The 23,704-nt window shown below is 70.4% G+C and carries 21 protein-coding genes and 1 pseudogene; 8 read left to right on the top strand and 14 right to left on the bottom strand.

Going from position 1 to position 23,704, the window contains the following annotated elements:
• Positions 1-6 precede the first annotated feature (6 nt).
• From egtA to A5700_RS16695, 9 genes are all read right to left on the bottom strand, one after another.
• Complete coding sequence (egtA, locus tag A5700_RS16735) at positions 7-1,284, bottom strand: ergothioneine biosynthesis glutamate--cysteine ligase EgtA (RefSeq protein WP_068070301.1); 1,278 nt, start codon at positions 1,282-1,284, stop codon at positions 7-9.
• Between the two features lie 175 nt (positions 1,285-1,459).
• Positions 1,460-2,107 carry a sensor domain-containing protein gene (locus A5700_RS16730; RefSeq protein WP_156671265.1) on the bottom strand — a complete coding sequence of 216 codons (648 nt, stop codon included), beginning with the start codon at positions 2,105-2,107 and terminating at the stop codon, positions 1,460-1,462.
• A 41-nt stretch (positions 2,108-2,148) separates the two neighbouring features.
• Positions 2,149-3,597 carry a catalase gene (locus A5700_RS16725; RefSeq protein WP_068070302.1) on the bottom strand — a complete coding sequence of 483 codons (1,449 nt, stop codon included), beginning with the start codon at positions 3,595-3,597 and terminating at the stop codon, positions 2,149-2,151.
• Between the two features lie 180 nt (positions 3,598-3,777).
• Positions 3,778-4,314, bottom strand: a complete 537-nt coding sequence (locus A5700_RS16720) for a hypothetical protein (RefSeq protein WP_068070303.1) — start codon at positions 4,312-4,314, stop codon at positions 3,778-3,780.
• A gap of 154 nt (positions 4,315-4,468) precedes the next feature.
• Positions 4,469-4,921, bottom strand: coding sequence for a hypothetical protein (locus tag A5700_RS16715; protein ID WP_156671264.1), 453 nt, complete (start codon positions 4,919-4,921; stop codon positions 4,469-4,471).
• Between the two features lie 150 nt (positions 4,922-5,071).
• Complete coding sequence (locus A5700_RS16710; RefSeq protein ID WP_068070305.1) at positions 5,072-7,258, bottom strand: acyltransferase family protein; 2,187 nt, start codon at positions 7,256-7,258, stop codon at positions 5,072-5,074.
• Positions 7,259-7,307: 49 nt separating this feature from the next.
• Positions 7,308-8,456: a DUF4185 domain-containing protein gene (locus A5700_RS16705; protein ID WP_068070306.1), complete on the bottom strand. Its 1,149-nt coding sequence runs from the start codon at positions 8,454-8,456 to the stop codon at positions 7,308-7,310.
• Between the two features lie 7 nt (positions 8,457-8,463).
• On the bottom strand, positions 8,464-9,498 hold the full coding sequence (locus tag A5700_RS16700; RefSeq protein WP_068070307.1) for an aspartate-semialdehyde dehydrogenase: 1,035 nt from the start codon (positions 9,496-9,498) through the stop codon (positions 8,464-8,466).
• Positions 9,499-10,764 (bottom strand): aspartate kinase, encoded by a 1,266-nt coding sequence (locus A5700_RS16695; RefSeq protein WP_068070319.1) that lies wholly within the window; start codon positions 10,762-10,764, stop codon positions 9,499-9,501.
• Between the two features lie 286 nt (positions 10,765-11,050).
• Here A5700_RS16695 and leuA point away from each other — a divergent pair, with 286 nt between their 5' ends.
• Entirely contained in the window at positions 11,051-12,847 is a 1,797-nt protein-coding gene (gene leuA / locus A5700_RS16690) for a 2-isopropylmalate synthase (protein WP_068070308.1), read from the top strand.
• A gap of 8 nt (positions 12,848-12,855) precedes the next feature.
• Here the strand turns inward: leuA and A5700_RS16685 are convergent, their stop codons facing one another.
• The gene (locus A5700_RS16685; RefSeq protein ID WP_197502840.1) at positions 12,856-14,487 is read right to left on the bottom strand and encodes a chloride channel protein; all 1,632 of its coding nucleotides are present in this window, start codon (positions 14,485-14,487) and stop codon (positions 12,856-12,858) included.
• Positions 14,488-14,688: 201 nt separating this feature from the next.
• On the bottom strand, positions 14,689-15,675 hold the full coding sequence (locus tag A5700_RS16680) for a DEDDh family exonuclease (RefSeq protein WP_068070320.1): 987 nt from the start codon (positions 15,673-15,675) through the stop codon (positions 14,689-14,691).
• Positions 15,676-15,775: 100 nt separating this feature from the next.
• On the opposite strand from A5700_RS16680, the gene A5700_RS16675 reads away from it, so the two are divergent.
• From A5700_RS16675 to A5700_RS16665, 3 genes are read left to right on the top strand one after another with little or no spacing between them, the layout of a single operon-like run.
• Positions 15,776-17,014 carry a Mur ligase family protein gene (locus tag A5700_RS16675; protein WP_068070309.1) on the top strand — a complete coding sequence of 413 codons (1,239 nt, stop codon included), beginning with the start codon at positions 15,776-15,778 and terminating at the stop codon, positions 17,012-17,014.
• A complete protein-coding gene (locus tag A5700_RS16670; protein ID WP_068070310.1) occupies positions 17,007-17,711 on the top strand; it encodes a type 1 glutamine amidotransferase in 705 nt (234 codons plus the stop codon). The genes A5700_RS16675 and A5700_RS16670 overlap by 8 nt, the downstream gene beginning before the upstream one ends.
• Positions 17,708-18,118 (top strand): hypothetical protein, encoded by a 411-nt coding sequence (locus A5700_RS16665; protein ID WP_068070311.1) that lies wholly within the window; start codon positions 17,708-17,710, stop codon positions 18,116-18,118. Before A5700_RS16670 ends, A5700_RS16665 begins: the two co-directional genes overlap by 4 nt.
• Before the next feature lie 6 nt (positions 18,119-18,124).
• Here the strand turns inward: A5700_RS16665 and recR are convergent, their stop codons facing one another.
• Together recR and A5700_RS16655 are read right to left on the bottom strand one after the other, a co-directional pair.
• Positions 18,125-18,736, bottom strand: a complete 612-nt coding sequence (gene recR / locus A5700_RS16660; RefSeq protein WP_068070312.1) for a recombination mediator RecR — start codon at positions 18,734-18,736, stop codon at positions 18,125-18,127.
• Between the two features lie 10 nt (positions 18,737-18,746).
• Entirely contained in the window at positions 18,747-19,094 is a 348-nt protein-coding gene (locus A5700_RS16655; RefSeq protein ID WP_068070313.1) for a YbaB/EbfC family nucleoid-associated protein, read from the bottom strand.
• Between the two features lie 98 nt (positions 19,095-19,192).
• Here A5700_RS16655 and A5700_RS16650 point away from each other — a divergent pair, with 98 nt between their 5' ends.
• Positions 19,193-19,954 (top strand): Rv3717 family N-acetylmuramoyl-L-alanine amidase, encoded by a 762-nt coding sequence (locus tag A5700_RS16650; protein ID WP_082959719.1) that lies wholly within the window; start codon positions 19,193-19,195, stop codon positions 19,952-19,954.
• On the opposite strand, the gene A5700_RS16645 is transcribed toward A5700_RS16650, so the two are convergent.
• Positions 19,951-20,397 (bottom strand): SRPBCC family protein, encoded by a 447-nt coding sequence (locus A5700_RS16645; protein ID WP_068070315.1) that lies wholly within the window; start codon positions 20,395-20,397, stop codon positions 19,951-19,953. The genes A5700_RS16650 and A5700_RS16645 overlap by 4 nt on opposite strands.
• Before the next feature lie 91 nt (positions 20,398-20,488).
• Between A5700_RS16645 and A5700_RS16640 the strand changes: the two genes are divergently transcribed.
• The 3 genes and pseudogenes from A5700_RS16640 to A5700_RS16630 form a co-directional block, all read left to right on the top strand.
• On the top strand, positions 20,489-21,886 hold the full coding sequence (locus tag A5700_RS16640) for an FAD-binding oxidoreductase (RefSeq protein WP_082960499.1): 1,398 nt from the start codon (positions 20,489-20,491) through the stop codon (positions 21,884-21,886).
• Entirely contained in the window at positions 21,883-23,193 is a 1,311-nt protein-coding gene (locus tag A5700_RS16635) for a class I SAM-dependent methyltransferase (protein WP_197502841.1), read from the top strand. Before A5700_RS16640 ends, A5700_RS16635 begins: the two co-directional genes overlap by 4 nt.
• Positions 23,194-23,329: 136 nt before the next feature.
• Positions 23,330-23,704, top strand: a pseudogene (locus A5700_RS16630) (DNA polymerase III subunit gamma/tau); the annotation flags it as partial.

Genomic DNA, 23,704 nt, shown 5'->3' with positions numbered 1-23,704 from the left:
CAGAAGTCACAGCCCCCCTTGCGCCAGTCGCGCCACCACCGGCGCGATGCCGTGTTCGATCACCTGGTCGGCGAACTCGTCACCCGGACATCGGCCCTGTTCGACGCAGCCGACCAGCCGACGCATCGACTCCTCGACCTCGGGCGGCGCGAGCTCGGCGGCGATGGCCAGGCACTTGTTGGCCGCCTCGCGCAGCCGGCGGTCGCGCAAGCCCAGCCGCGCCGCGGTGTCCCAGGCGGTGGCGACCGGCTCGACGGCCGCGGCCGCGGCGTCGGCGGCCGCCGGGTCGTCGAGCAGGGCCGCCATGGTGAACGCCACCGCCGGCCAGAAGGCCTCCGGCACGCTGTCCAGGTACCGGATCTCCAACCACTGGCGGGGGCGTACCGGCGGGAACAGCGTGGTCAGGTGGTATTCCAGGTCCGCGAAGGTGGGGCGGCGGCCGGCGAGCAGCGCGCGGCCGTCGACCCAGTCGGCGAACGGCACCCAGTGCGTGACCGCCTCGGCGTCGGGGTGGTGCACCAGCATCACCGGGGCCTTGAGGGCGTAGCGGGCCCAGTCGGTGCGCGGGTCGTCCCCGCTGGCGCCGAGGATGGGGCCGCAGCGCGCCGAATCCATGCGGCCCCAAACCCGCTGGCGGCTAGAGACCCAACCGGTGAATTCCCCGTCCAGCATCGGGGAGTTCGCCGTCAGCGCGATCATCGTGGGCCCCAGGGCGTGGGCCAGGCGGACCCGCGCCGCCCAGCCGTCGCGCGGCCCGGCGTCGAGGTTCACCTGGATCGAGGCCGTCGACGTCATCATGGCCGCGCCGGCCTCGCCGGAGCGGCTGGTCGCGAAGAACCGCTCCATCGCGCGGTACCGGGCGCCGGGATTGATGCGCTGGGGCGGCCGCAACGGATCAGCACCGAGGAACACCAGGCCCAGGCCGGCGCCCGCGAACGCGGCCCGCAGCACCGCCTGGTCGCGACGCATCGCGTCGATGGCGGGCACCACGCCCGCCGCGGGCGGCCCGGACAGTTCGACGGCTCCGCCGGGCTCCACGGTGACCCGGCTCCCGCCGGGCAGCGGCCCCAACGCCTCCAGGACGCCGCCGATCTCCTCCCAGCCGGGCCTGCGGTGCGGGTCGGCCGGATCGTGGCAGTGGGCTTCCAGCTCCAGACCCACCCGGCCGACCGGCCCGTCCGCCAGGCAGGCCTCGGCGATGTGGCGGGCAGCGGCCTGCGAATCGGTCAGCTCGGCGGAGTCGGGACGTTGCAGCGGCGAGGTGGTGATACCGACGAACGCCATATCACGATCCCTTCGGGCCGGAAGCCGAGCAAGCCGAACACGTCTTGGGCGAACCGGTCCGTTGCGTGGCTAACGGAACGATAACCGCCCCTACTTCATCTAGCAGGTGCCTCTGACATATTCCCGATCCGCCCGGTTGCGACGCCCCGGCAACCACGCATCCCCCCTCGCGCGGTCACTGACTGAGCGCGTTCTGCATCGCCCCAGCTAGGACGTTGACCGCGGGGCCACCGTTGCCGGACTGGCACACCTTCGCTTGCAGCAAAACATTTTCGCGCAGCCTGGTTTGATTGAAGCAGCGCTGGTCGGTGCCCTCTTCCTGCTTCGTCCAGTTCTCGTCGGTGGCGCCGGGCGCACCGCCGTCGAAGGACCACGCCTGGGTGGTGCCGTTGTCCAGGTGCAGCGCGGTGGTCTGCCCCGAGCAGCCCACGGTGCGATCCACCACGCGGTGAAACGCCCGGCCCGCGGCGTCGCTCGTGGCGAACACCCCGACCGCCTGCTTCACCAGATGCGTCTGGTCCGTCGCGGAGGTCTGGGCGACCGCGCCGTTGAACGACGCCAAGTCCGGGTCGTTGTAGACCTCCGGCAACCCGATGTCGGCCCAGTTGTTGCAGACCGGCAGGTCCACCCATTCGCCCTGCACCGGCTGGGTGAACACCGACTCCCAGCCGATGGGCCCGCCGACGATGTTGCCGACCGACCCCTTGCCGAGCACCGCGTAGTTCACTACGCCCGGCTCCGACGGGTGCGCGGCCGCGACCGGCACGGCCAGCGCCGGGGCGCCGGCGGCTCCGAGGATCAGCGCCGCCACCCGGACCCGCATGGTCATGGCAGCGATCATGCCAGGCACGTCGGCGGGTCGCGTCAGCCCCCGTTGGCGCGGACGCCCTCCTCGACCTTCTTCCCGAGGTCGGGGTCCACGTTGCGCCAGTATTCGAAGACCCGCGACAGCACCGGCTCTTTCACACCCTTGGACACGTGGCCGATGATGTTGTGCGCCAAGCGGTCCCGTGCGTCGTCGTCGAGCACCTCGCGGACCAGCGTGCCGGCCTGGCCCCAGTCGTCGTCCTCGGCGCGCAGCGTGTAGGCGGCGCGGACCATCTCGCCGTCGGCGTGCCAGCGCACCTCCGCGGCGCGCGCCGGGTCGGCGTGCGGGCCGCCGTAGGAGTTGGGCGCGTACACCGGATCGGAGACGTTCTTGATCCGCATCGCGCCGTCCTTGGAGTAGCTGTTCACCTCGACCTTCGGCGTGTTGACCGGGATCTGCTTGTAGTTGGTTCCCAACCGGGCGCGGTGCGCGTCGGAGTAGGAGAAGCCGCGGGCCAGCAGCATCTTGTCCGGGCTCAGCCCGGTTCCGGGCACGATGTTGTTCGGCTCGAATGCGGCCTGCTCGATCTCGGTGTGGTAGTCGGTGACGTTGCGGTCCAGGGTCAACTTCCCGACGTCGATCAACGGATAGTCGCCGTGCGGCCACACCTTGGTCAGGTCGAACGGGTTGAACCGGTAGGTCTTCGCCTCCTCGAACGGCATGATCTGCATCTTGAGCGTCCAGCTGGGGAACTCGCCCCGCTCGATCGCCTCGTACAGGTCGCGCTGGTGGTAGTCGCCGTCTTCACCGGCCAGCTGGTCGGCGTCCTCCTGGGTCAGGTAGTCGATGCCCTGGTCGCTGATGAAGTGGTACTTCACCCAGAACATCTCGCCGGCGGCGTTGAGCCAGCTGTAGGTGTGGCTGCTGTAGCCGTTCATGTGCCGCCAACTCTTCGGGATACCCCTGTCCCCCATCAGCCAGGTGACCTGGTGCGCGGACTCCGGCGACAGCGTCCAGAAGTCCCACTGCATGTTGTTGTCGCGCAAATTGCTTGACTGCAAACGCTTTTGGGACCGGATGAAGTGCTGAAACTTCAACGGGTCACGGATGAAGAAGACCGGCGTGTTGTTGCCGACCATGTCGAAGTTGCCCTCGGAGGTGTAGAACTTCAGCGCGAAGCCGCGCGGATCCCGCCAGGTGTCTGGGCTGCCGCGCTCGCCTGCCACGGTGGAGAACCTGATCAGCGTGTCGGTCTTGGTGCCGGGCTGGAACACCGCGGCGCGGGTGTACTGGCTGACGTCGTTGGTGACCTCGAAGTGCCCGAAGGCACCGCCGCCCTTGGCGTGCGGTTGGCGCTCCGGGATGCGCTCCCGGTTGAATTGCGCCATCTGCTCGATCAGGTAGTGGTCCTGCAGCAGGATCGGCCCGTCGGGCCCGATGGTGAGCGACTGGTCGTCGCTGGGCGCAGCGATGCCGGCGTCGTTGGTGGTGAACCGCTCGGTCATTCCGTTTCTCCTCGTCGAGTGGGCTGAGTCATCCGAGGGCGCGCCGTATCAAACCCGTTGTGTCGCATGGCTTTTCCTGCCATACGCGCATTCACCAGGCCGTTCGGGCACGTTACCGAGTATGCCGCCTATCTTGAACTAGTCAAGAATCTCGCGGCTAGCGCACCCGTCGAGCGCCCGTCAGCGCCGGGGCGCGGGCGTGCTGGGCGGCGGGCTCGACGGGCCCGCCGGGCCGCCGTAGCTGGGTCCGCCCCAGCCGCCACCCGGCCCGCCCGGGCCGCCCGAACCGCCCGGGGGCAGCGGCACGATCAGACCCGGGCCGCCGGGACCGCCGGGACCCCACTGGCCGTTGTCCGGGCCGCCGTACTGCCACGGCCCGGGCCCGCCGGGGCCGGGCCACCCGGGGCCGGGGCCGCCGTACTGCCAGGGGCCGTTGCCCGGCGCGTTACCAGGGCCGGGCCCGGGGCCGCCGGGGCCGTTAGGGCCGCCGGGGCCGACCATGCCGTGGTGATGGTGGCAGTGGTGATGCCCGAACAGGAACGCGCCGGTGAAGAAGACGGTGGAGATGATGAACACGATCCCGGCGACGATCACCACCCACGCCGCAGCCGTGTACAGCCGCGGTGGCTTCACCGGCGGCGGGGGCGGCGGTGCCACCGCCGCGGCGGGGGCAGGCTCGGCGACCGGCTGGGTGTGCGGTTCGGGTGTCTCACTCATGCCTTGAATAGTGCCCTGGCTGCCGGGCTGCGTAACAGGTCCCCGACACAAACTTGCTGTGAATCGAGATGCCGCGGTGAGGAAGCGGTGACATGCCGAGTAGCCCGGCGCTCGGGGGTGAGCGCCGGGCTACGAGTTGGTGATGGAGGGGTCGTCAGCCGCCGAGCACGACGACGGTGGGAACCTGCCCCAGGGCGCCGGGCGACACGGTCGCGGGGTGGAACAGCGACGACGGCAGGTGGCCGGGGCCCATGCTGCTGGGCCGGACGGCGGACGGGCCGGGCGTCGCGGGCTGCTGGCCCTGGCCGCCGGGACCGTTCGGGCCGCCCGGGCCGAAGCCGGGTCCGCCCGGGCCGAAGCCGGGACCACCCGGCCCACCCGGACCGTGGTGGTGCATCCACGCCGCGTGGTGGCCGTGGTGGTGACCGCCGTGGTGGCCGGCGTGCTTGCCCAGGGTGTAGCCGGTGAAGAAGATGACCGCGACGATGAACACGATCCCGGCGACGATGGCGACCCAGGCCGCGGCCTGGAAGACGCGGGGCGGGCGGTGGTAGAGCGCCGGCTCGACTGCGGCCGGCGCGGGTTCGGTTGCGGTGGAGGTCCGCACGGTGGGGGTTTCAGAAGTTTCACTCATGAGACAAATGATGAAGCCGTTAACAGTAGTGAGCGCTATGCGCTACTTATGTAGCAGCTGTGAGCCCTAAACCACCCCCGACCAGGCATGGAGCGGTGACGGCGGCGGGCTGGCGGCCGCCCATCACGGGCCGGCCAGCGCGCGATCGGTCAGCGCCCCGATCGCCGGCGCCAGCACCCGCGCGTACTCGAACGTCAGGTGGTATTCGTCCTGGTAGACCAGGGTGTTGCCGACGATCGGCGGGCAGCGTTCCGGGCCGCAGAACAGGTCGGAGACGTCGGCGTATCGCCCTCCGCCGGCCGCGGCGGCGGCGGCCTCGGCCGCGATACCGGTCGCGTTGACGGCCGTGGCCCGGGTGGCCGCGCACGCCGTCGCGTCGTCGAGATGCACCGACAGGCAGTCCGGCACCATCGAGTGCGGATCCGGGGTGGGCCCCAGCACCAGCACCCGGGCGCCGGTCGTTCGCAACTGCTGCACCAGCCGGGTCAGCCTGTCGATCCACGCCGGTCCGTAGGGCGGGTATCCCACGCCGCTGTCGTGGCGCAGCATGCCCAGCACCACCAGCCGCGGGTGCTCGTCGCGCAGCCGGGCGAGGACCTGGCCGCGCCATGTGTCGCACTCGGTGTAAGGCCGCTGCACGAAGATCTTCAGGGGCAGGTCGAGCATGGGGCAGGCCCCTTTGGTCAGGACCTCCAATCGCCAGCGGTGCTGCTCGGCGAAGTGCTGAAACGCCGGGCTCCACACGTAGGCGTTCGAGTCCCCAACGAGGGCCACCCTGGTCGGGGAGGCCGTGTCACCCGCCGCGCACGGGGGCTGGTCGACCTCGAGCAGATTGCGCAGGCAGCCGTCCAGGCCGGGCGGCGTCGGATCGTGCAAGGCGTCAGCGAGCGACGGGTCCAGATTCGAGGGCACTGCTCGAAGGTCCGCCGACGCGGCGATGGCGGCCTGCACCTGCGCGAACACCCGCTGCACCGCCGCGTCGGCGCTGCCGACGTCCGCACCGCGGGGCACGGGGTCGGCGAGTACACGCACAGGAGCGGCGGCCGGGCCCCGGCCGACCGGAATCGGCTCGACCACCAGCAGCGCGACGCCGACGACCACCGCCAAGGCGGTGGCCACGCCGCCCAAGGTCAGACTGCGGGCGGCCGAACCCCGTACCGCCGGGGCATAGCGCAAGGGGTTCTCGACGAACCGCAGCGTGAGCACGGCGAGCGCTAGGGAGACCAGCACCGCCACCAGCCCGTCGATCGGCCCCATCGGGCGTCCCAGCAGCGGCGTCGCCAGCAACAGCACCGGCCAGTGCCATAGATACCAGGAATACGACACCCGGCCGGTCGCGCGCAGCGGGGGCAGCGCCAGGCGGCCGCAGCCGCGGGTGGCGGCGGCGCAGCCCGACCCGATGACCAGGGCGGTGCCGAGCACCGGCAACAGCGCGGCGCTGCCCGGGTAGGGCGTGGCCGCGTCGAGCTGGCTGCACGCCACCCCGATCAGCGCCAACCCGCCCCAGCCGACCACCGCGGCCGCCAGCGCGGGCAGCCGCCGCCATTGCGGCGCCGTCAGCGCCACCAGGCCGCCCACCGCCAGTTCCCACGCTCGGGTGTGCAGCGAGAAGAACGCGACAGGGGGCGCGGTGCGCGTCGTCACCACCGAGAAGCCGAACGACACCGCGGCGACCAGCGCCAGAACGGCCACGTACGGGGCGGCCGACGACCCGGTGCCGTCGGCGCGGCCGCGGCCGCGCCGAACCAGCCACGCGGTGCCGATGATGAGGGCCGGCCACACCAGGTAGAACTGCTCCTCGACGGCCAGGGACCAGTAGTGCTGGTAGGGCGAGAGGGACGGCTTGCTGATCTGGAAGTAGTCGACGCCCTGCAGCGCAAACCGATAGTTGCCGACGTACAGCGCGCTGGCGATGCCGTCACCGATGACCGACCTGGCTTCCAACGGCGTCAGCAGCACCACCGAAGCGACCGCCGTGATGACACCGACCAGCGCGGAGGCCGGCAGGAGACGCCGGGCGCGCGCGCCGTAGAAGCGGCCCAGCCGCACCGTCCCCGCGGCGGCCGCCTCCCGCCACAGCATGCCGGTGATCAGGAAACCCGAGATGACGAAGAAAACGTCCACACCGACGAAGCCGCCGCTGACGCCGGGAACGCCGCAATGGAACGCGATGACGGCCAGGACCGCGACGGCCCGCAGGCCCTCGATGTCGGGGCGGAAGCCTGCTTTCGCGGGTCGGTCGTCGGCGGGGGCGTCCGACGGTGCCGAAGCGGCCGGCGACGGAACTCGATTGACGTCTTCTGAGGTCATGCCCACCTCTCCAGTTGTCTACGCGAATTGTGCCCGACGCGATCCGCCGTCAGTCATCCGGCTTGAACGGGTTGACCGCGAACTGGATCACCCGGTACGGCGCGGCCACCCGGGCCCGGGTGTCCCACTGGCTCACGAAGATTCGCAACTCGTCGAGCGTCGAGCCGGGCGAGATGTACCCGCCATACGGCTGCGCCAGCCGGTTGTCCTCCGGCGGCGGCAGGCTTTCCGCTGGCTCCGGCCATTCGTCGTGCTGCACCACCGTGGTGACCGGCGCGCCGCCCAGCTTCGTGGGGTCGTCGGCGACGCGAACCTCCATGTTGCCGGTGCTGGCGTTGAAGTAGGACAACACGGTTTTGCCGTCGATCTGTTTGATCGACATCTCGCCCACCTGGTCCGGCCACAGCGGTGTCGGCGCCTTGCCCCAGCCCGCGCCCGCGGCCCAGCCCTGCCATTGGGAGCGGTCGGTGAACGCCTGCGGCGTCGCCCGGTACAGCACCGCCGGGTCCCGGCGGGTGAAGCTGTCGGCGACGATGTAGACCCATCCGCTCGGCGAATCGGGGGCGGGAATCGGGTCGTAGTAGCCGCTGATCTGCGTCTGCGAACCGCCCTGATAGGAGGCCGGGCGGCGCGATCCTGCGACGGTCTGCCATCGATCGCGCTGCGGCTCGGCGGTGACCAGCCGAGAGCTCTCCGGGATCAGGTCGTGCGTGGTGGTCACCATCAGGTAGTTGCGCCGGTTGATCTGCACCACGCCGGCCGGCAACTGCGAATCGCCCGCGGGGGTGGGGTCGGCCAGCAACGGGTTGAACACCCCCATCACACCCGAGTACCGCACGCCGTCGGGGTCGTCCACCGAGGACGTGTCGACGCGCAGCGCGATCGGCGCGAAGTCGCGGCCGAAGCCCACGCCCTGCCCGGGGAAGCTGTCGCCGCAGATCTGCAACACCTGCGTGGGAAACTCCATGAACTCGCACAGATCGGTCGCGCCGATCTCGAAATCCCTTGTCACCGTTCCCGTTCCGGCGGTCGGGCCGAGCCGCAACACCTGCCCCGGGGCCAGCTGCCGCAGCACCGGCTCCGGCACCGGGGCCGGCGGGTCGGCGTGCGCGGTGGCAGCCCAAAACCCATGTGCGGCAATGAAACACGCAAGCAGCAGCGAACGCCGCGCGACCGATCGGTGTTGCGCGGCGCTCACCCGCGGGTCACAGCTGGGCGGCCAGCAACTCGGCGATCTGAATGGTGTTCAGCGCCGCCCCTTTTCGCAGATTGTCCCCGGAGACGAACAGGGCCAGGCCCCGCCCGTCGGGAACACCGGGGTCGCGCCGGATGCGACCGACGAGGGATTCGTCGACGCCGGCGGCCGCCAGCGGCGTGGGCACGTCCACGACCTTGACCCCGGGCGCGCCGGCCAGCAACTCGTGGGCGCGCTCGGGTGACAGCGGGCGGGCGAACTCGGCGTTGATCGACAGCGAGTGGCCGGTGAACACCGGCACGCGCACGCAGGTGCCGCTGACGGCCAGGTCGGGGATGCCCAGGATCTTGCGGCTCTCGTGGCGCAGCTTCTGGTCCTCGTCGGTCTCGCCGGAGCCGTCGTCGACCAGCGAACCGGCCAGGGGCACCACGTTGAACGCGATCGGCGCCACGTAGGTCTGGGGTTGCGGGAACTGCAGCGCCGAGCCGCTGTGCACCAGCCGCTCGGCGCCGTCGATCACCGCCCGCGCCTGGCTGGCCAGCTCGTCGACGCCCGCCAGGCCGCTGCCGGACACCGCCTGGTAGCTCGACACCACCAGCCGCTGCAGCCCGGCCTCGTCGTGCAACACCTTGAGCACCGGCATCGCGGCCATGGTGGTGCAGTTCGGGTTGGCGATGATGCCCTTGGGACGGGTTGCCGCGTCTCTGTCGAAGTTCACCTCGGACACCACCAGCGGCACGTCCGGGTCCTTGCGCCAGGCCGACGAGTTGTCGATCACCGTGACCCCGGCCGCGGCAAAGCGCGGCGCCTGCACCAGCGACATCGTCTTGCCCGCGGAGAACAGCGCGATATCCAGGCCGGCCGGGTCGGCCGTGGCCGCGTCCTCGACCTCGATCTCCTGGCCGCGGAATTGAAGTTTGCGGCCCTGCGAGCGGGCCGACGCGAAGAACCGCACCGAGGTCGCGGGGAAGTCCCGCTCGTCGAGCAGGGCGCGCATCACCTGGCCGACCTGGCCGGTGGCGCCCACCACGCCTAGAGAAACCATCTACCTACCCGTTCCGCCGTACACCGTCGCCGACTCCTCGCCGCCGAGCCCGAACGCCTCGTGCAACGCCACGACGGCCTTGTCTAGTTCGGTGTCGCGGCACAGCACCGAGATGCGGATCTCGGAGGTGGAGATCAACTCGATGTTGACGCCCACCTGGGCCAGCGCCTCGCAGAAGGTGGCGGTGACGCCGGGGTGGCTGCGCATGCCCGCCCCGATCAGCGACACCTTGCCGATGTGGTCGTCGTAGAGCAGCTGGGTGAAGCCGATCTCGTCGGAGAGCGCGTCCAGCTTGGCCACCGCGGTGGGCCCGCTGTCGCGCGAGCAGGTGAACGTGATGTCGGTCTTGCCGTCCTCGATCTTGGAGACGTTCTGCAGCACCATGTCGATGTTGACGTCGGCGTCGGCGACGGCGCGGAACACCCGGGCGGCGTAGCCCGGGATGTCGGGGATGCCGACAACGGTCACCTTGGCCTCGCTACGGTCGTGCGCGACTCCGGTCAGGATGGGGTCTTCCATGTGTATGTCCTTGATCGATCCGACGACGACGGTGCCCGGCTTGTCCGAATACGACGAGCGCACGTGCACCGGGATGTTGTAGCGGCGGGCGTATTCGACGCAGCGCAGCATCAGCACCTTGGCGCCGCAGGCCGCCATTTCGAGCATCTCCTCGAACGTCACCGTGTCGAGCCGGCGGGCGTTGTGCACGATGCGCGGGTCCGCGGTGAAGATGCCGTCGACGTCGGTGTAGATCTCGCAGACGTCGGCGCGCAGCGCCGCGGCCAGCGCGACCGCCGTGGTGTCCGAGCCGCCGCGGCCCAGCGTGGTGACGTCGCGGGTGTCCTGGCTGACGCCCTGGAACCCGGCCACCAGCACGATGCGCCCCTCGTCCAGCGCGGCCTGCAGCCGCCCCGGGGTTACCTCGATGATCTTGGCGTTGCCGTGGGTGCCGGTGGTGATCACGCCGGCCTGCGACCCGGTGAACGAGCGCGCCTGTGCGCCCAGCGATTCGATCGCCATCGCCACCAGCGCGTTGGAGATCCGCTCCCCCGCGGTCAGCAGCATGTCGAGCTCGCGCGGCGGCGGGGCCGGACACACCTGTTGCGCCAGGTCCATCAGGTCGTCGGTGGTGTCACCCATTGCCGACACGACCACGACGACGTCGTTGCCCTGCTTCTTGGTCGCGACGATGCGCTCGGCGACGCGGCGGATCCGGTCGGCGTCGGCCACCGACGATCCGCCGTACTTCTGTACGACGAGCGCCACGTTCGTCTCCCCGCCCTTCTGCCAGGCCACTTCGTTTTGAGTCCACAACAGAATACGTGGCGGTGCATCTGCATTAACGTTGCGATACCGGCCCCCGCCACCTGCGGTTTCGTCCCCGCTGCGGCGCGGTTTCTCACCACGGGGCCAGGCGCGGTAAAGTGCAGACCGTGCAGCGGGTGCTCCTCCTCGGACGCCGCGACGGGGTCTGATCCAGACCGGCCTCCCGTCGCGGGTGTTCGCGATGCGCCGGTCTGAAGTTTCCTTCTGACACCCCCGGAGCAATCACGTGACTACCCAACCCGACGCCTATAGCTCGGCACGAGCCATCGTCAAGCCCGCCGGCCCGCCCCGCCCCGGGCAGCCCGCCTGGAACCCGCAGCGTGGATCGGCCATGCCGGTCAACCGGTACCGCCCCTTCGCCGACGAGGTCGAGGCCATCCGGCTGCCGGACCGCACCTGGCCCGACCGGGTCATCGACGCCGCTCCGCTGTGGTGCGCGGTCGACCTGCGCGACGGCAACCAGGCGCTGATCGACCCGATGAGCCCCACCCGCAAGCGGCGCATGTTCGACCTGCTGGTGCGCATGGGCTACAAGGAGATCGAGGTCGGGTTCCCCTCGGCCAGCCAGACCGATTTCGACTTCGTCCGCGAGATCATCACCGACGGCGCCATTCCCGACGACGTCACCATCCAGGTGCTGACCCAGTGCCGCCCGGAGCTCATCGAGCGCACGTTCCTGGCCTGCGAGGGCGCGCCGCGCGCCATCGTGCACTTCTACAACTCCACCTCGATCCTGCAGCGGCGCGTGGTGTTTCGCGCCGACCGGGCCGCGGTGCAGGCCATCGCCACCGACGGCGCGCGCAAGTGCGTGCAGGAGGCCGCCAAGTACCCGGGCACGCAGTGGCGGTTCCAGTACTCGCCGGAGTCCTACACCGGGACGGAACTGGACTACGCCCGCGACGTGTGCGACGCCGTCGGCGAGATCATCGCGCCGACGCCGGAGAACCCGATCATCTTCAACCTGCCGGCCACCGTCGAGATGGCGACCCCCAACGTCTACGCCGACTCCATCGAGTGGATGAGCCGCAACCTGGCCAACCGGGAGTCGGTCATCCTGAGCCTGCACCCGCACAACGACCGCGGAACCGCCGTCGCCGCGGCCGAATTGGGCTACCAGGCGGGCGCCGACCGGATCGAGGGCTGCCTGTTCGGCAACGGCGAGCGCACCGGCAACGTGTGTCTGGTGACGCTGGGGCTCAACCTGTTCTCCCGCGGCGTGGACCCACAGATCGACTTCTCCAACATCGACGAGATCCGGCGCACCGTGGAGTACTGCAACCAGCTGGCCGTACCGGAACGCCACCCGTACGGCGGCGACCTGGTCTACACCGCCTTCTCCGGCAGCCACCAGGACGCCATCAACAAGGGCCTGGACGCGATGAAGGTGGCCGCCGACGAGGCCGACTCCGACGTCGACGACATGCTCTGGCAGGTGCCGTACCTGCCGATCGACCCCAAGGACGTCGGGCGCACCTACGAGGCGGTGATCCGGGTCAACTCCCAGTCCGGCAAGGGCGGGGTGGCCTACATCATGAAGTCCGACCACGGCCTGGCGCTGCCGCGGCGGCTGCAGATCGAGTTCTCGCAGGTGGTGCAGAAAATCACCGAAGGGGAGGGCGGCGAGGTCTCCCCGAAGGCGATGTGGGACGCGTTCTACGAGGAGTACCTGGCGCCGGTGCGGCCGCTGGAGCGGATCCGGCAGAAGGTGACCGCCGCCGAGGTCGACGGCGGCACCGACACCATCGAGGCGGTGGTCAAGCTCGACGGCGTGGAGCGCGAGATCCTGGGGGCGGGCAACGGGCCGCTGGCCGCGTTCGTCGACGCGCTGGGAGCGATCGGCGTCCACGTCGCCGTCCTGGACTACTCCGAGCACGCGCTGTCGGCCGGCGACGACGCGCAGGCCGCGGCGTACGTCGAGGCGTCGGTGTCCGGCAAGACGGTGTGGGGCGTGGGCATCGCGCCGTCGATCACCACCGCGTCGTTGCGCGCCGTCGTGTCGGCGGTCAACCGGGCGGCGCGCTGAGCTCTTGGTCAGCTAGCCCGGCCGTCGCGCCGAGCCGCCGCCCAGCGACGAACGACGCTGCGCGGCGGCTTGGGGAAATAGGGGATGAGGTGCCTGGTCCGTTCGGTTTCTTCGTTGAAGTCATGCAGGTGGGCGGTCAGCAAGTCCTTCAGCAACAGGTGACCTTGGTCGGCGCCCGCCGGCGATAGGACCCGCAACGGCAGGCCTTCCGTTTCGGCGAAGACATTCGCGGCGTGCCGCAAGGTTGCCCGCGCGCTGACAGCGCCGCCTCCCGGCGTGGGAACGGGTCCGGCACGCATCACCTCGGCGACCAGGAAGGCCTCCAGCGGGTCGGTCGTGTAGTCACGGGTCAGATGCATCCCGGTACGGGTGATCTTCTCGGTGAGCACGGATCGTGACAGCACCAGCACGGATACGACGTAGGCGGTGATCGTGGCGATGATCACCGGGAGCATGGTGGGCCAGGCGCGGGTGAGCTCGAGGGTGAAGGCGATGGCCGCGAAGGGTGCCCGCATGAGGCCGCAGACCACGGCGGCCAGCCCCAGCATCGCCCAAAATCCGGGAAACACGTGCGGAAGCCACTGTCCGACGAAGGCTCCGAGCGCACTGCCGATCATGAAGACGGGAGCGAATACACCACCCGAGGTTCCCGAGCCAAGCGACAGCGCCCAAATTGCAGTCTTCACCACGAGAATGCCGACGATCAGCGACAGGCCGGCCCGCCCGGTGAGTAGCGAATCGATCACGTTGTAACCGACGCCGAGAGCATGGGGTTCGACCAGGCCACCCACGCCGATGATCAGACCGCCGATCGCCGGCCACCACATCCAATGGATCGGCAGCCGCGGAAAGACATTCTCGGCCCAGAAAACCAGGTGTGACGCGCCGATAGCCACCAGGGCGCCGGCCAGCCCGATTGCTGCGGCCAAAATATCTATGGGCCAGGCAATTTCAGGTATCCGCACCCCAACCGGAAAGACCGCCCCGGCGCCCAGGATGAACGTGCGCATGACGGTGGCCATGGCGACCGCGCTGGCCACTGGGACCAAGCTGCGCGGCCGGAATTCAAACAGCAGCAACTCGACCGCCAGCAAGATGGACGCCAAAGGAGCGTTGAAGGTGGCCGCAATGCCACCGGCGGCACCGGAGGCCAGCAGGATCTTTCGCTCGTCTGCGGTCAGATGCAAGAACTGGGCGACAACCGATCCCATCGCGCCGCCAGTCATGACGATCGGGCCCTCGGCACCGAACGGACCGCCGGTTCCGATGCTAATGGCAGCCGAAATCGGTTTGAGAATCGCCACTTTCGGTTCAACCCGGCTGCTGCCGGTGAGGATTACCTCGATGGTCTCGGGCATACCGTGGCCGCGAACCTGGTCCGATCCGTACCGAGCCATCAGGCCGATCACCAGACCACCGGCAACCGGCGCACCCAATATCAGCCACCATGGATGGTGGTTATCGACGGGAGATACCAGGGCATCCGAAAGACGTTGATAGAAAACAACGTTGGTGACTAATCCGATGAGCTTGAGCAGACACCACGCCACCCCCGCCGATAGTGCGCCGATGAACAGCGCCACGCTGGTGGTCAGCAACACCCGCCGATCGACGGAGAAATCCGCCAGCGGTCCACTCACTCAATTGTCCTCACTGCTGCGATGGACGATGCCGCCACGCAGTCGCCGCTTTGGATCGGTCCCCCAGGACGCCAGGCGCATGACGCTTTTGCGCTCACCGCAATGGCTCGCTCATGGTAACAATTGGGCCTCAGACCAGCGCCTGGGAAGTTCCCGGGTGCCAGCTGAGAACACGCTGGGATCGCCGCCCAAGGGTGGAGATCAGAACAGCGCGAGCTGGGTGTCGGCCGACGTTGCGTCGATGAACTCCTGAATGGTGGCGCCGCCGATTACGGCGGCGACGCCGTCCATGAACTGCGCGTCGGAGACGACCGGCACGCCCAGCTGCTGGGCCTGGAAGCCTTTGCCCTGTCCGGGTGCGTCGTCGTTACACACCACCAGCGAAGTCTCGCGGTCGACCACGTCGGAGTACGCCAGCCCGGCGTGCAGGATCCGCTCGACCATCTCCTCGTGGGTGCGCCGTACCTCGGCGGCCAGCGCCACCCGCATGCCCTGGACCAACGGCCGGCCCCGCACATACGGGCCGGGATTGAGATACGGGCACGGCATCCGCGACGCCAGCACCTTCAACGGTCGCAGCTCGTCGTGGGTGACCCGGCCGTTCGGCCAGCGGCGCCGGGTCACCGGGCGCACCGGCAACCAGACGTCGCGCTCCCGGGCCCGCCGCAGCGCCGGCGCCAGCACGCCGGTCAGCACCAGGGCGTCGTCGAAGGCGTCGTGGGGGCGCTGCTGAGCCACACCCCAGTGCGCCGCCAAGGTTTCCAGCCGCAGGTTCTCGGTGCCCAGCTCCAGCCTGCGGGCCAGCTCGACGGTGCACATCACGGTGTCGACGGGCAGCTCGGCGCCCGCCAGCTCGGCCTCGGCGGCCAGGAACGAGTAGTCGAACGCGACATTGTGCGCCACCAGCGTCCGGCCGCGCAGCACCTCGATCACGTCGCCGACGATGTCGGCGAACTGTGGCTGGTCCTCCAGCATGGCGGCGGTGAGGCCGTGCACGTGCGTGGGGCCGGGATCCACCCCGGGGTTGAGCAGGCTCACCACCGACTGCTCGACGCGGCCGTGCGCGTCCAGGCCCAGGACCGCGAGGCTGATGACGCGGGCCTGCCCCGGCCGGAACCCGGAGGTTTCGACGTCGATCACCGCCCAACCCCCGTCCGGCGCGCCAGAGGGGCGGCCCCAGGAATTCATGAACGTCAGGATGGCACGTCCGACCGACATCGCCCGGTCGTTGAGCGGCCGTGTCGGTAGGAATTCGATGCCGGCGCTCGCCCGCCCTTAAAATGCCCGGGTGGTCACCCCCCGCGCACGCCTCGCCCTCGCCGCCGGCGCGAGCGCGCGCTGGGCGTCGCGGGTGACCGGGCGCGGCGCGGGCGCGATGATCGGCGGCCTGGTGGCCATGACGCTGGACCGCTCGGTGCTGCGGCAGCTCGGCGCCGGCCGGCGCACGGTGGTGGTGACCGGCACCAACGGCAAGTCGACCACGACGCGGATGACCTCGGCCGCCCTGGGCACGCTGGGGCCGGTGGCCACCAACGCCGAGGGCGCCAACATGGACGCCGGCCTGGTCGCCGCGCTGGCCACCCATCGCGAGGCCGGGCTGGCCGCCCTCGAGGTCGACGAGATGCACGTGCCGCACGTCTGCGACGCGGTCGATCCCCGCGTCGTCGTGCTGCTCAACCTGTCCCGCGACCAGCTGGACCGCGTCGGCGAGATCAACGTCATCGAACGCACGCTGCGCGCCGGCCTGGCCCGGCACCCCGGGGCGGTGGTCGTCGCCAACTGCGACGACGTGCTGATGACCTCGGCGGCCTACGACAGCCCGCACGTGGTGTGGGTGGCGGCCGGCGGTTCCTGGGCGAACGACTCGGTCAGCTGCCCCCGCAGCGGCGAGGTCATCGTGCGCGACGCGAACCACTGGTACTCCACCGGCGCCGACTTCAAACGCCCCAGCCCGCACTGGTGGTTCGACGACGACACCCTCTACGGCCCCGACGGGCTGGCCCTGCCGATGCGGTTGGCCCTGCCCGGCGCCGTGAACCGCGGCAACGCCGCGCAGGCCGTCGCCGCCGCCGTCGCGCTCGGCGCCGACCCCGCCAAGGCCGTCGCGGCCGTCGCGACCGTCGACGAGGTGGCCGGCCGCTACCGCACGGTGGCGGTGGGCGCGCATCAGGCGCGGATCCTGCTGGCGAAGAATCCGGCCGGGTGGCAGGAGGCGCTGTCGATGGTGGACAAGCACGCGGCCGGGGTGGTGATCGCCGTCAACGGGCAGGTGCCCGACGGGGAGGACCTGTCCTGGTTGTGGGACGTGCGCTTCGAGCACGTAGGAAACGCCTTCAAAGGGCAAGTCGTGGCGGCCGGTGAACGGGGCACCGACCTCGCGGTGCGCCTGGGCTACGCGGGTGTCGCGCACACGCTGGTGCACGACACCGTCGCCGCGATCGCGTCGTGCCCGCCCGGGCGGGTCGAGGTCGTCGCCAACTACACCGCGTTCCTGCAGCTGCAACGGGCGTTGGCGCGCCGTGGCTGACCCGGTGCGCATCGGGCTGGTGCTCCCCGACGTGATGGGCACCTACGGCGACGGCGGCAACGCCGTGGTGCTGCGCCAACGGCTGCGGGCGCGCGGCATCGCCGCCGACGTCGTCGAGATCACGCTCGACGACCCGGTGCCCGAGTCGCTCGACCTGTACACGCTCGGCGGGGCCGAGGACTACGCCCAACGGCTGGCCACCCGGCACCTGCTGCGCTACCCGGGCCTGCAGCGCGCGGCGGAGCGCGGCGCCCCCGTGCTGGCGATCTGCGCCGCCGTGCAGGTGCTCGGCCACTGGTATGAGACGTCGGCGGGAGAGCGCGTCGACGGCGTCGGCATGCTCGACGCCACCACCGTCCCGCAGGCCGCGCGCACCATCGGCGAGCTGGTGACCACGCCGGCGCTGGCCGGGTTGACGCAGCGCCTGACCGGTTTCGAGAACCACCGCGGCGGCACCACCCTGGGCCCCGCAGCGGCCCCGTTGGGCGCGGTCGTCAAGGGCGCGGGCAACCGGGCCGGTGACGGCGTCGACGGCGCGGTGCAGGGCAGCGTCGTCGCGACCTACATGCACGGGCCGTGTCTGGCCCGCAACCCCGAACTGGCCGACCTGCTGCTGAGCAAGGTGGTGGGTGAGCTGGCACCGCTGGAGCTGCCCGAGGTGGAGTTGCTGCGCCGCGAACGACTGGCGGCGCGATGAGGCCGGGGGTCGTCGGCGGCGCCCTGGTCGTCGCGGCCGCGCTGGCGCCTGCGGCGCCCGCCCACGCCGCCCCGGAGGTCCCGATGGGCCGGTACACCGTGCTCTACACCGACAACGACAAGACGACGGCGTGGGTGTTCGCCCCGTGCGGGTCGGACTGCACAATGGCGACGTCGCAGGACGGCGGGAACTTCGTGATCAGCTGGGAGTTCGACCTCGTCGCCGGGCGCTGGACCCACAGTGGGGCGGCCCAGGCGCCGTGCGCCAACGGGGCGTCCGCTCCGGCGACCGTCGACTACAGCTTCGACGCTGTGTCGCTGGCCGGCGAGGGCCGGACGACGATGTCGGCGGGGTGCGGCGAGCCGGGCTCGACCGTCACCCGGGCGTTTCAGCTCACCAAGGGCTGAGCGGCGTCAGGCCATCGCCCGGCGGCCGGTCAGCGCGCGGCCCAGCGTCAGCTCGTCGGCGAATTCCAGGTCGCCGCCCATCGGCAGCCCGGACGCGATGCGCGTCACGGTCAGCCCCGGGATGTCGCGCAGCATCCGCACCAGGTAGGTGGCGGTCGCCTCGCCCTCGGTGTTGGGGTCGGTCGCGATGATCACCTCGGTGATGTCGACGTCGTCGACCCGCGCCCCGATCCGGCTGAGCAGCTCGCGAATCCGCAGCTGGTCGGGGCCCACTCCGGACAGCGGGTCCAGCGCCCCACCCAGCACGTGGTAGCGGCCGCGGAATTCGCGGGTGCGCTCGACGGCCTGGACGTCCTTGGGCTCCTCGACCACGCACACCAGCGAACCGTCCCGGCGGGGATCGGCGCAGATGCGGCAGCGCTCGTTGTCGGAGACGTTGCCGCACACCGCGCAGAACCGCACGCCGTCGCGGACCTTGCCCAGCACCGCGGTCAGCCGGTCGATGTCCGGCGGCTCCACCGACAACAGGTGAAAGGCGATGCGCTGCGCGCTCTTCGGACCGATCCCCGGCAGCTTGCCGAGCTCGTCGATCAAATCCTGGACGGGTCCTTCGAACATGTCGGCGGGATCAAAGCCCCGGGATCTGGGTCGGCGGCTGGCCCGCCGGCGGGCCACCCAGGCCGCCGGCCAGCGCCCCCAGCCGCTCCTGCGCCATCCGGGTGACCTGCCCCGAGGCGTCGGACATGGCACCCACGATCAAGTCCTGCAGGGTTTCGACGTCCGAGGGGTCGACGACCTGGGGGTCGATCTTCACCGCGACCACCTCGCCGCTGCCCTTGACGACGACCTCGACCAGGCCCCCGCCGGCCTGGCCACGCACCTCGGCGTTCGCCAGCTGCTGCTGGGCCTCCATGAGTTTCTGCTGCATCTGCTGGGCTTGGGCCAGCAGCGCCGACATGTCGCCTCCGGGTTGCATGACGGTCCCCTCGCATCTTGGTCTCGAGTTGGTTTCGCTCGTGTCTGTCCGGCGATTCGAAACACCCAGCGTAGACCGCGCGGAGCTAGGTTTGCGCCGTGGACCTACCAGTGAGCAGGCGTGTCGGCATCCGATCCCTCATCGGCATGATCGTCGCCGCGTCGACAGTGATCATCCCGAACGCCACGGCGGCCCCGTCCAACATCGCGGGCATGGTCGTCTTCATCGACCCAGGCCACAACGGCTCCAACGACGGCTCCATCAACCGTCAGGTGCCGACCGGCCGCGGCGGCACCAAGGACTGCCAGACCAGCGGCACGGCCACCAACACCGGCTACATGGAGCACAGCTTCACCTGGGACACCGCGCTGCGGGTGCGCGCCGAGTTGAACGCCCTCGGCGTCCGCACCGCCCTGTCGCGCGCCAACGACACCGGGCTGGGTCCGTGCGTCGACGAGCGCGCCAACGCGGCCAACGCCTTACACCCCAACGCGGTGCTGAGCATCCACGCCGACGGCGGACCGCCGTCGGGCCGGGGCTTCCACGTCAACTACTCGGCCCCGCCGCTCAACCAGGTGCAGGCCGGGCCGTCGGTGCAGTACGCGCGCATCATGCGAGACCAGTTGCAGGCCTCCGGCATTCCGCCGGCCAACTACATCGGGCAGAGCGGGCTCTACGGGCGTTCCGACCTGACCGGCCTGAACCTGGCGCAGTACCCGTCGATCCTCGTCGAGTGCGGCAACATGAAGAACCCCGCGGATTCGGCGCTGATGGAGTCCGCGGAGGGCCGGCAGAAATACGCCGACGCCCTGGTGCGCGGCGTCGCGGGATTCCTGGCCTCGCAGGGGCAGGCCCGCTAGCTACCCGGCGTCTCCAGTTCGCGCTTCAGGTTGCCCAGCACCTCGCCCTGAATTCGCTTCAGCCCCAACGGCGCAAAGGTCTTCTCGAAGAAGCCCTTGACGCCGCCGGCGCCGGTCCAGGTGGTCTTGACGGTCACGCTGGAGCCGGGGCCCGCGGGCGCCACCGTCCAGTTGGTGACCATCGAGGAGTTGGCGTCCTTTTCGATCACGGTGTGCCCCGCGACGTCGACGGCGGCCTGCACGTCACGCACCCGGGACTTGGTGGCCTGCAGCTTCCACTTCGCCACGGTTCCCTGGCCCTGGCCGCCCTGCACCACCTGGTAGTCGCTGTACTGGGGAGACAGGATTTTCGGGCGCACCGTCTGATAGTCCGCGACGGCGGCGAGGGTGGCCCCGGGCTCGGCGTTGATCAAGATCGTGCTCTCTGCGCTCACCTGTCCCACGGCGAATCCTCCTTGAATTGTGGCGTGCTGATCACCCGCGTCTGCGGCCCGCGCGCGGGTGCACGGGCCGGTGTCGAAGACTAGGGTATCTCTGGTGGGTGTTCCCGGATCTGCACTCTCTACCCACCAGTCGGGCGTCGACCGGTTGCTGGCGAGTTACCGATCGATTCCCGCGACGTCCGCCGTCCGGCTGGCCAAACCCACCTCAAACCTGTTCCGCGCCCGTGCCAAACGCGACGCGCCCGGCCTGGACACCTCGGGCCTGACCGGCGTCCTCGGCGTGGACGCCGACGGTCGCACCGCCGACGTCGCCGGCATGTGCACCTATGCGGACCTCATCGCCGCCACCCTGCCGTACGGCCTTTCGCCGCTGGTGGTTCCGCAACTGAAGACCATCACCCTGGGCGGCGCGGTCAGCGGCCTGGGCATCGAGTCCGCGTCGTTCCGCAACGGCCTGCCCCACGAGTCGGTGCTGGAGATGGACATCCTCACCGGCGCCGGGGATTTGGTCACCGCATCGCGCACCCAGCATGCCGACCTGTTCCGTGCCTTCCCGAATTCCTATGGGACGCTGGGTTATTCGACGCGGTTGCGGATCGAGCTGGAGCCCGTCGCGCCGTTTGTGGCACTGCGCCACATCAGGTTTCACACGTTGCCCGACCTGCTCGCGGCACTGGAGCGCATCGTCGACACCGGCGGCCACGGCGGCCTGCCGGTCGACTACCTCGACGGGGTGGTCTTCTCGCCCGACGAGAGCTACCTGTGCGTCGGGCGGCGGACCACCACCCCGGGACCGGTCAGCGACTACACCGGGGCGGGGATCTACTACCAGTCGATCCGCCACGACGGCGCGAACGGCGCCGTCAAAGACGACCGGCTGACCATCCACGACTACTTCTGGCGCTGGGACACCGACTGGTTCTGGTGCTCCCGGGCGCTAGGCCTGCAGAACCCGCGGGTGCGGCGTTGGTGGCCGCGCCGCTACCGGCGCAGCAGCGTCTATTCGAAACTCATTGCCCTGGACCGCCGTTTCGGGGTGTCGGACCGGATCGAGCGGCGCCGCGGCCGCCCGGAGCGTGAGCGGGTGGTGCAGGACATCGAGGTCCCGGTCGAACGGACCTGCGACTTCCTGGAATGGTTCACGGCCACGGTGCCGATCACCCCGATCTGGTTGTGCCCGGTGCGGTTACGCGATCCCGACGGCTGGCCGCTGTACCCGATGCGGCCGGACCGCACCTACGTCAACGTCGGCTTCTGGTCCTCGGTACCCGCCGGGCCGGAGGGGAGCGCGGCGGGCGCGACCAACCGCGCCATCGAGGCGAAGGTGAGCGAGCTCGACGGGCACAAATCGCTGTACTCCGACTCCTTCTACTCCCGCGACGATTTCGCCGAGTTGTACGGCGGCGAGGCCTACAGCACGGTCAAGAAGGCTTACGATCCCCATGCCCGTCTTCTCGATCTCTACGCAAAGGCGGTACAACGGCGATGACGACGACGCGGGAACCGTTCCGTACCAGCAGCGGCAAACTCACCATGGCGCAGATCCTGGAGATCTTCGCCGCGACCGGCCGCCACCCGTTGAAGTTCACCGCCTATGACGGCAGCACCGCGGGATGTGCGGACGCCGAGCTCGGCCTGGAGCTGCGGACCCCCCGCGGGGCCACCTACCTGGCCACGGCGCCGGGCGAGCTCGGCCTGGCCCGCGCGTACGTCGCGGGTGACCTGCAGCCCTGCGGGGTGCATCCCGGCGACCCCTACGAGTTGCTCAAGACGCTGACCGACCGGGTGCAGTTCAAGCGGCCCCCGGCGCGGGTGCTGGCGCAGGTCGTGCGGTCGCTGGGGGTCGAGCGGCTGGTGCCGATCGCGCCGCCGCCGCAGGAGACCCGACCGCGGTGGCGACGGGTCGCCGACGGGCTGATGCACACCAAGAGCCGCGACGCCGAGGCCATCCATCACCACTACGACGTCTCGAACAGCTTCTACGAGTGGGTGTTGGGGCCGTCGATGACCTACACCTGCGCGGTCTACGCCGACGCCGGCGCGACGCTGGAGGAGGCACAGGACAACAAGTACCGGCTGGTCTTCGACAAGCTGCGACTGCGGCCCGGCGACCGGTTGCTGGACGTCGGCTGCGGTTGGGGCGGCATGGTGCGCTACGCGGCGCGCCGCGGGGTCCGCGCGATCGGCGCGACCCTGTCGGCCGAGCAGGCGAAGTGGGCGCGGCAGGCGATCCGCGCCGAGGGGCTCGACGCGCTGGCCGAGGTGCGCCATACCGACTACCGCGACGTGCGCGAGGGCGGGTTCGACGCGGTGTCGTCCATCGGCCTGACCGAGCACATCGGCGTCAAGAACTACCCCGCCTACTTCGGCTTCCTGCATGCCAAGCTGCGGCCCGGCGGTCTGCTGCTCAACCACTGCATCACCCGCAGCGACAACTCGTCGACGTCGTTCGCGGGCGGGTTCACCGACCGCTACGTGTTCCCGGACGGGGAGCTCACCGGGTCGGGACGCATCACCACCGAGATCGAGGACGTCGGGTTCGAGGTGTTGCACACGGAGAACTTCCGGCACCACTACGCGATGACGTTGCGCGATTGGTGCGCAAACCTGGTGCGGAACTGGGACGTTGCGGTGGCCGAGGTCGGCCTGCCGACCGCGAAGGTGTGGGGGCTGTACATGGCGGCGTCGCGGGTGGCGTTCGAGCAGAACAACCTCCAGCTACACCACGTGCTGGCCACCAAGGTCGACGCGGCGGACGACCACGGCCTGCCGCTGCGTCCGTGGTGGGCGCCGTGAACCGCGCCCGCGGCGAGCTAGCCGCCGTCGATGCGGCGGGCGCCCAGCTCGTTCTGCAGTAGCTCCAGGGCGACCTCTTCGGGGTCGCGGCGCGGCCCCGCCGGCTCGTCGCGGCCGGCCTCGGCGAGCATGTGCTCCTCTTCGTCGCGCTGCGCGGAGGCCGGATCGGGCGGGGGTTCCCGGTGCGTCGGCGCGACCGGCCCGGCTCCCCGGGCGGCGGGCGGCCCCGGGCGAGCTCAACGCCGCGGCGGTGCGGACCATGTGGCCGACCGTGCGCGACAAGGTCCGCCAGCGCAGCCGCACCACCGAGGTGATGCTGGCCGGTGCCACCGTGCGGGCGCTCGACGGCAACACGCTGGTGCTCAGCCACGAGTCGGCGCCGCTGGCCAAGCGGCTCTGCGAGCAGCGCAACGCCGACGTCATCGCCGAGGCGCTCAAGGACGCGCTGGGGGTCGACTGGCGGGTGCGCTGCGAGGCCGGCGGCGCGGCGGCGGCCGGGGGGCCGCCGCCC

This window comes from Mycobacterium sp. E1214, assembly GCF_001666755.1.
Taxonomy (GTDB): Bacteria; Actinomycetota; Actinomycetes; order Mycobacteriales; family Mycobacteriaceae; genus Mycobacterium.
This window is presented reverse-complemented; position numbering and strand designations above follow the sequence as displayed.

Bases quoted from the DNA above. Each gene is read 5' to 3' on its own strand.
- A5700_RS16730 (WP_156671265.1), bottom strand. From the start codon at position 2,107: ATGCGGGTCCGGGTGGCGGCGCTGATCCTCGGAGCCGCCGGCGCCCCG.
- A5700_RS16665 (WP_068070311.1), top strand. From the start codon at position 17,708: ATGAGGCCGGGGGTCGTCGGCGGCGCCCTGGTCGTCGCGGCCGCGCTG.
- A5700_RS16710 (WP_068070305.1), bottom strand. From the start codon at position 7,258: ATGACCTCAGAAGACGTCAATCGAGTTCCGTCGCCGGCCGCTTCGGCA.
- A5700_RS16680 (WP_068070320.1), bottom strand. From the start codon at position 15,675: ATGAATTCCTGGGGCCGCCCCTCTGGCGCGCCGGACGGGGGTTGGGCG.
- A5700_RS16720 (WP_068070303.1), bottom strand. From the start codon at position 4,314: ATGAGTGAGACACCCGAACCGCACACCCAGCCGGTCGCCGAGCCTGCC.
- A5700_RS16655 (WP_068070313.1), bottom strand. From the start codon at position 19,094: ATGCAACCCGGAGGCGACATGTCGGCGCTGCTGGCCCAAGCCCAGCAG.
- egtA (WP_068070301.1), bottom strand. From the start codon at position 1,284: ATGGCGTTCGTCGGTATCACCACCTCGCCGCTGCAACGTCCCGACTCC.
- A5700_RS16635 (WP_197502841.1), top strand. From the start codon at position 21,883: ATGACGACGACGCGGGAACCGTTCCGTACCAGCAGCGGCAAACTCACC.
- A5700_RS16700 (WP_068070307.1), bottom strand. From the start codon at position 9,498: ATGGTTTCTCTAGGCGTGGTGGGCGCCACCGGCCAGGTCGGCCAGGTG.
- recR (WP_068070312.1), bottom strand. From the start codon at position 18,736: ATGTTCGAAGGACCCGTCCAGGATTTGATCGACGAGCTCGGCAAGCTG.
- A5700_RS16725 (WP_068070302.1), bottom strand. From the start codon at position 3,597: ATGACCGAGCGGTTCACCACCAACGACGCCGGCATCGCTGCGCCCAGC.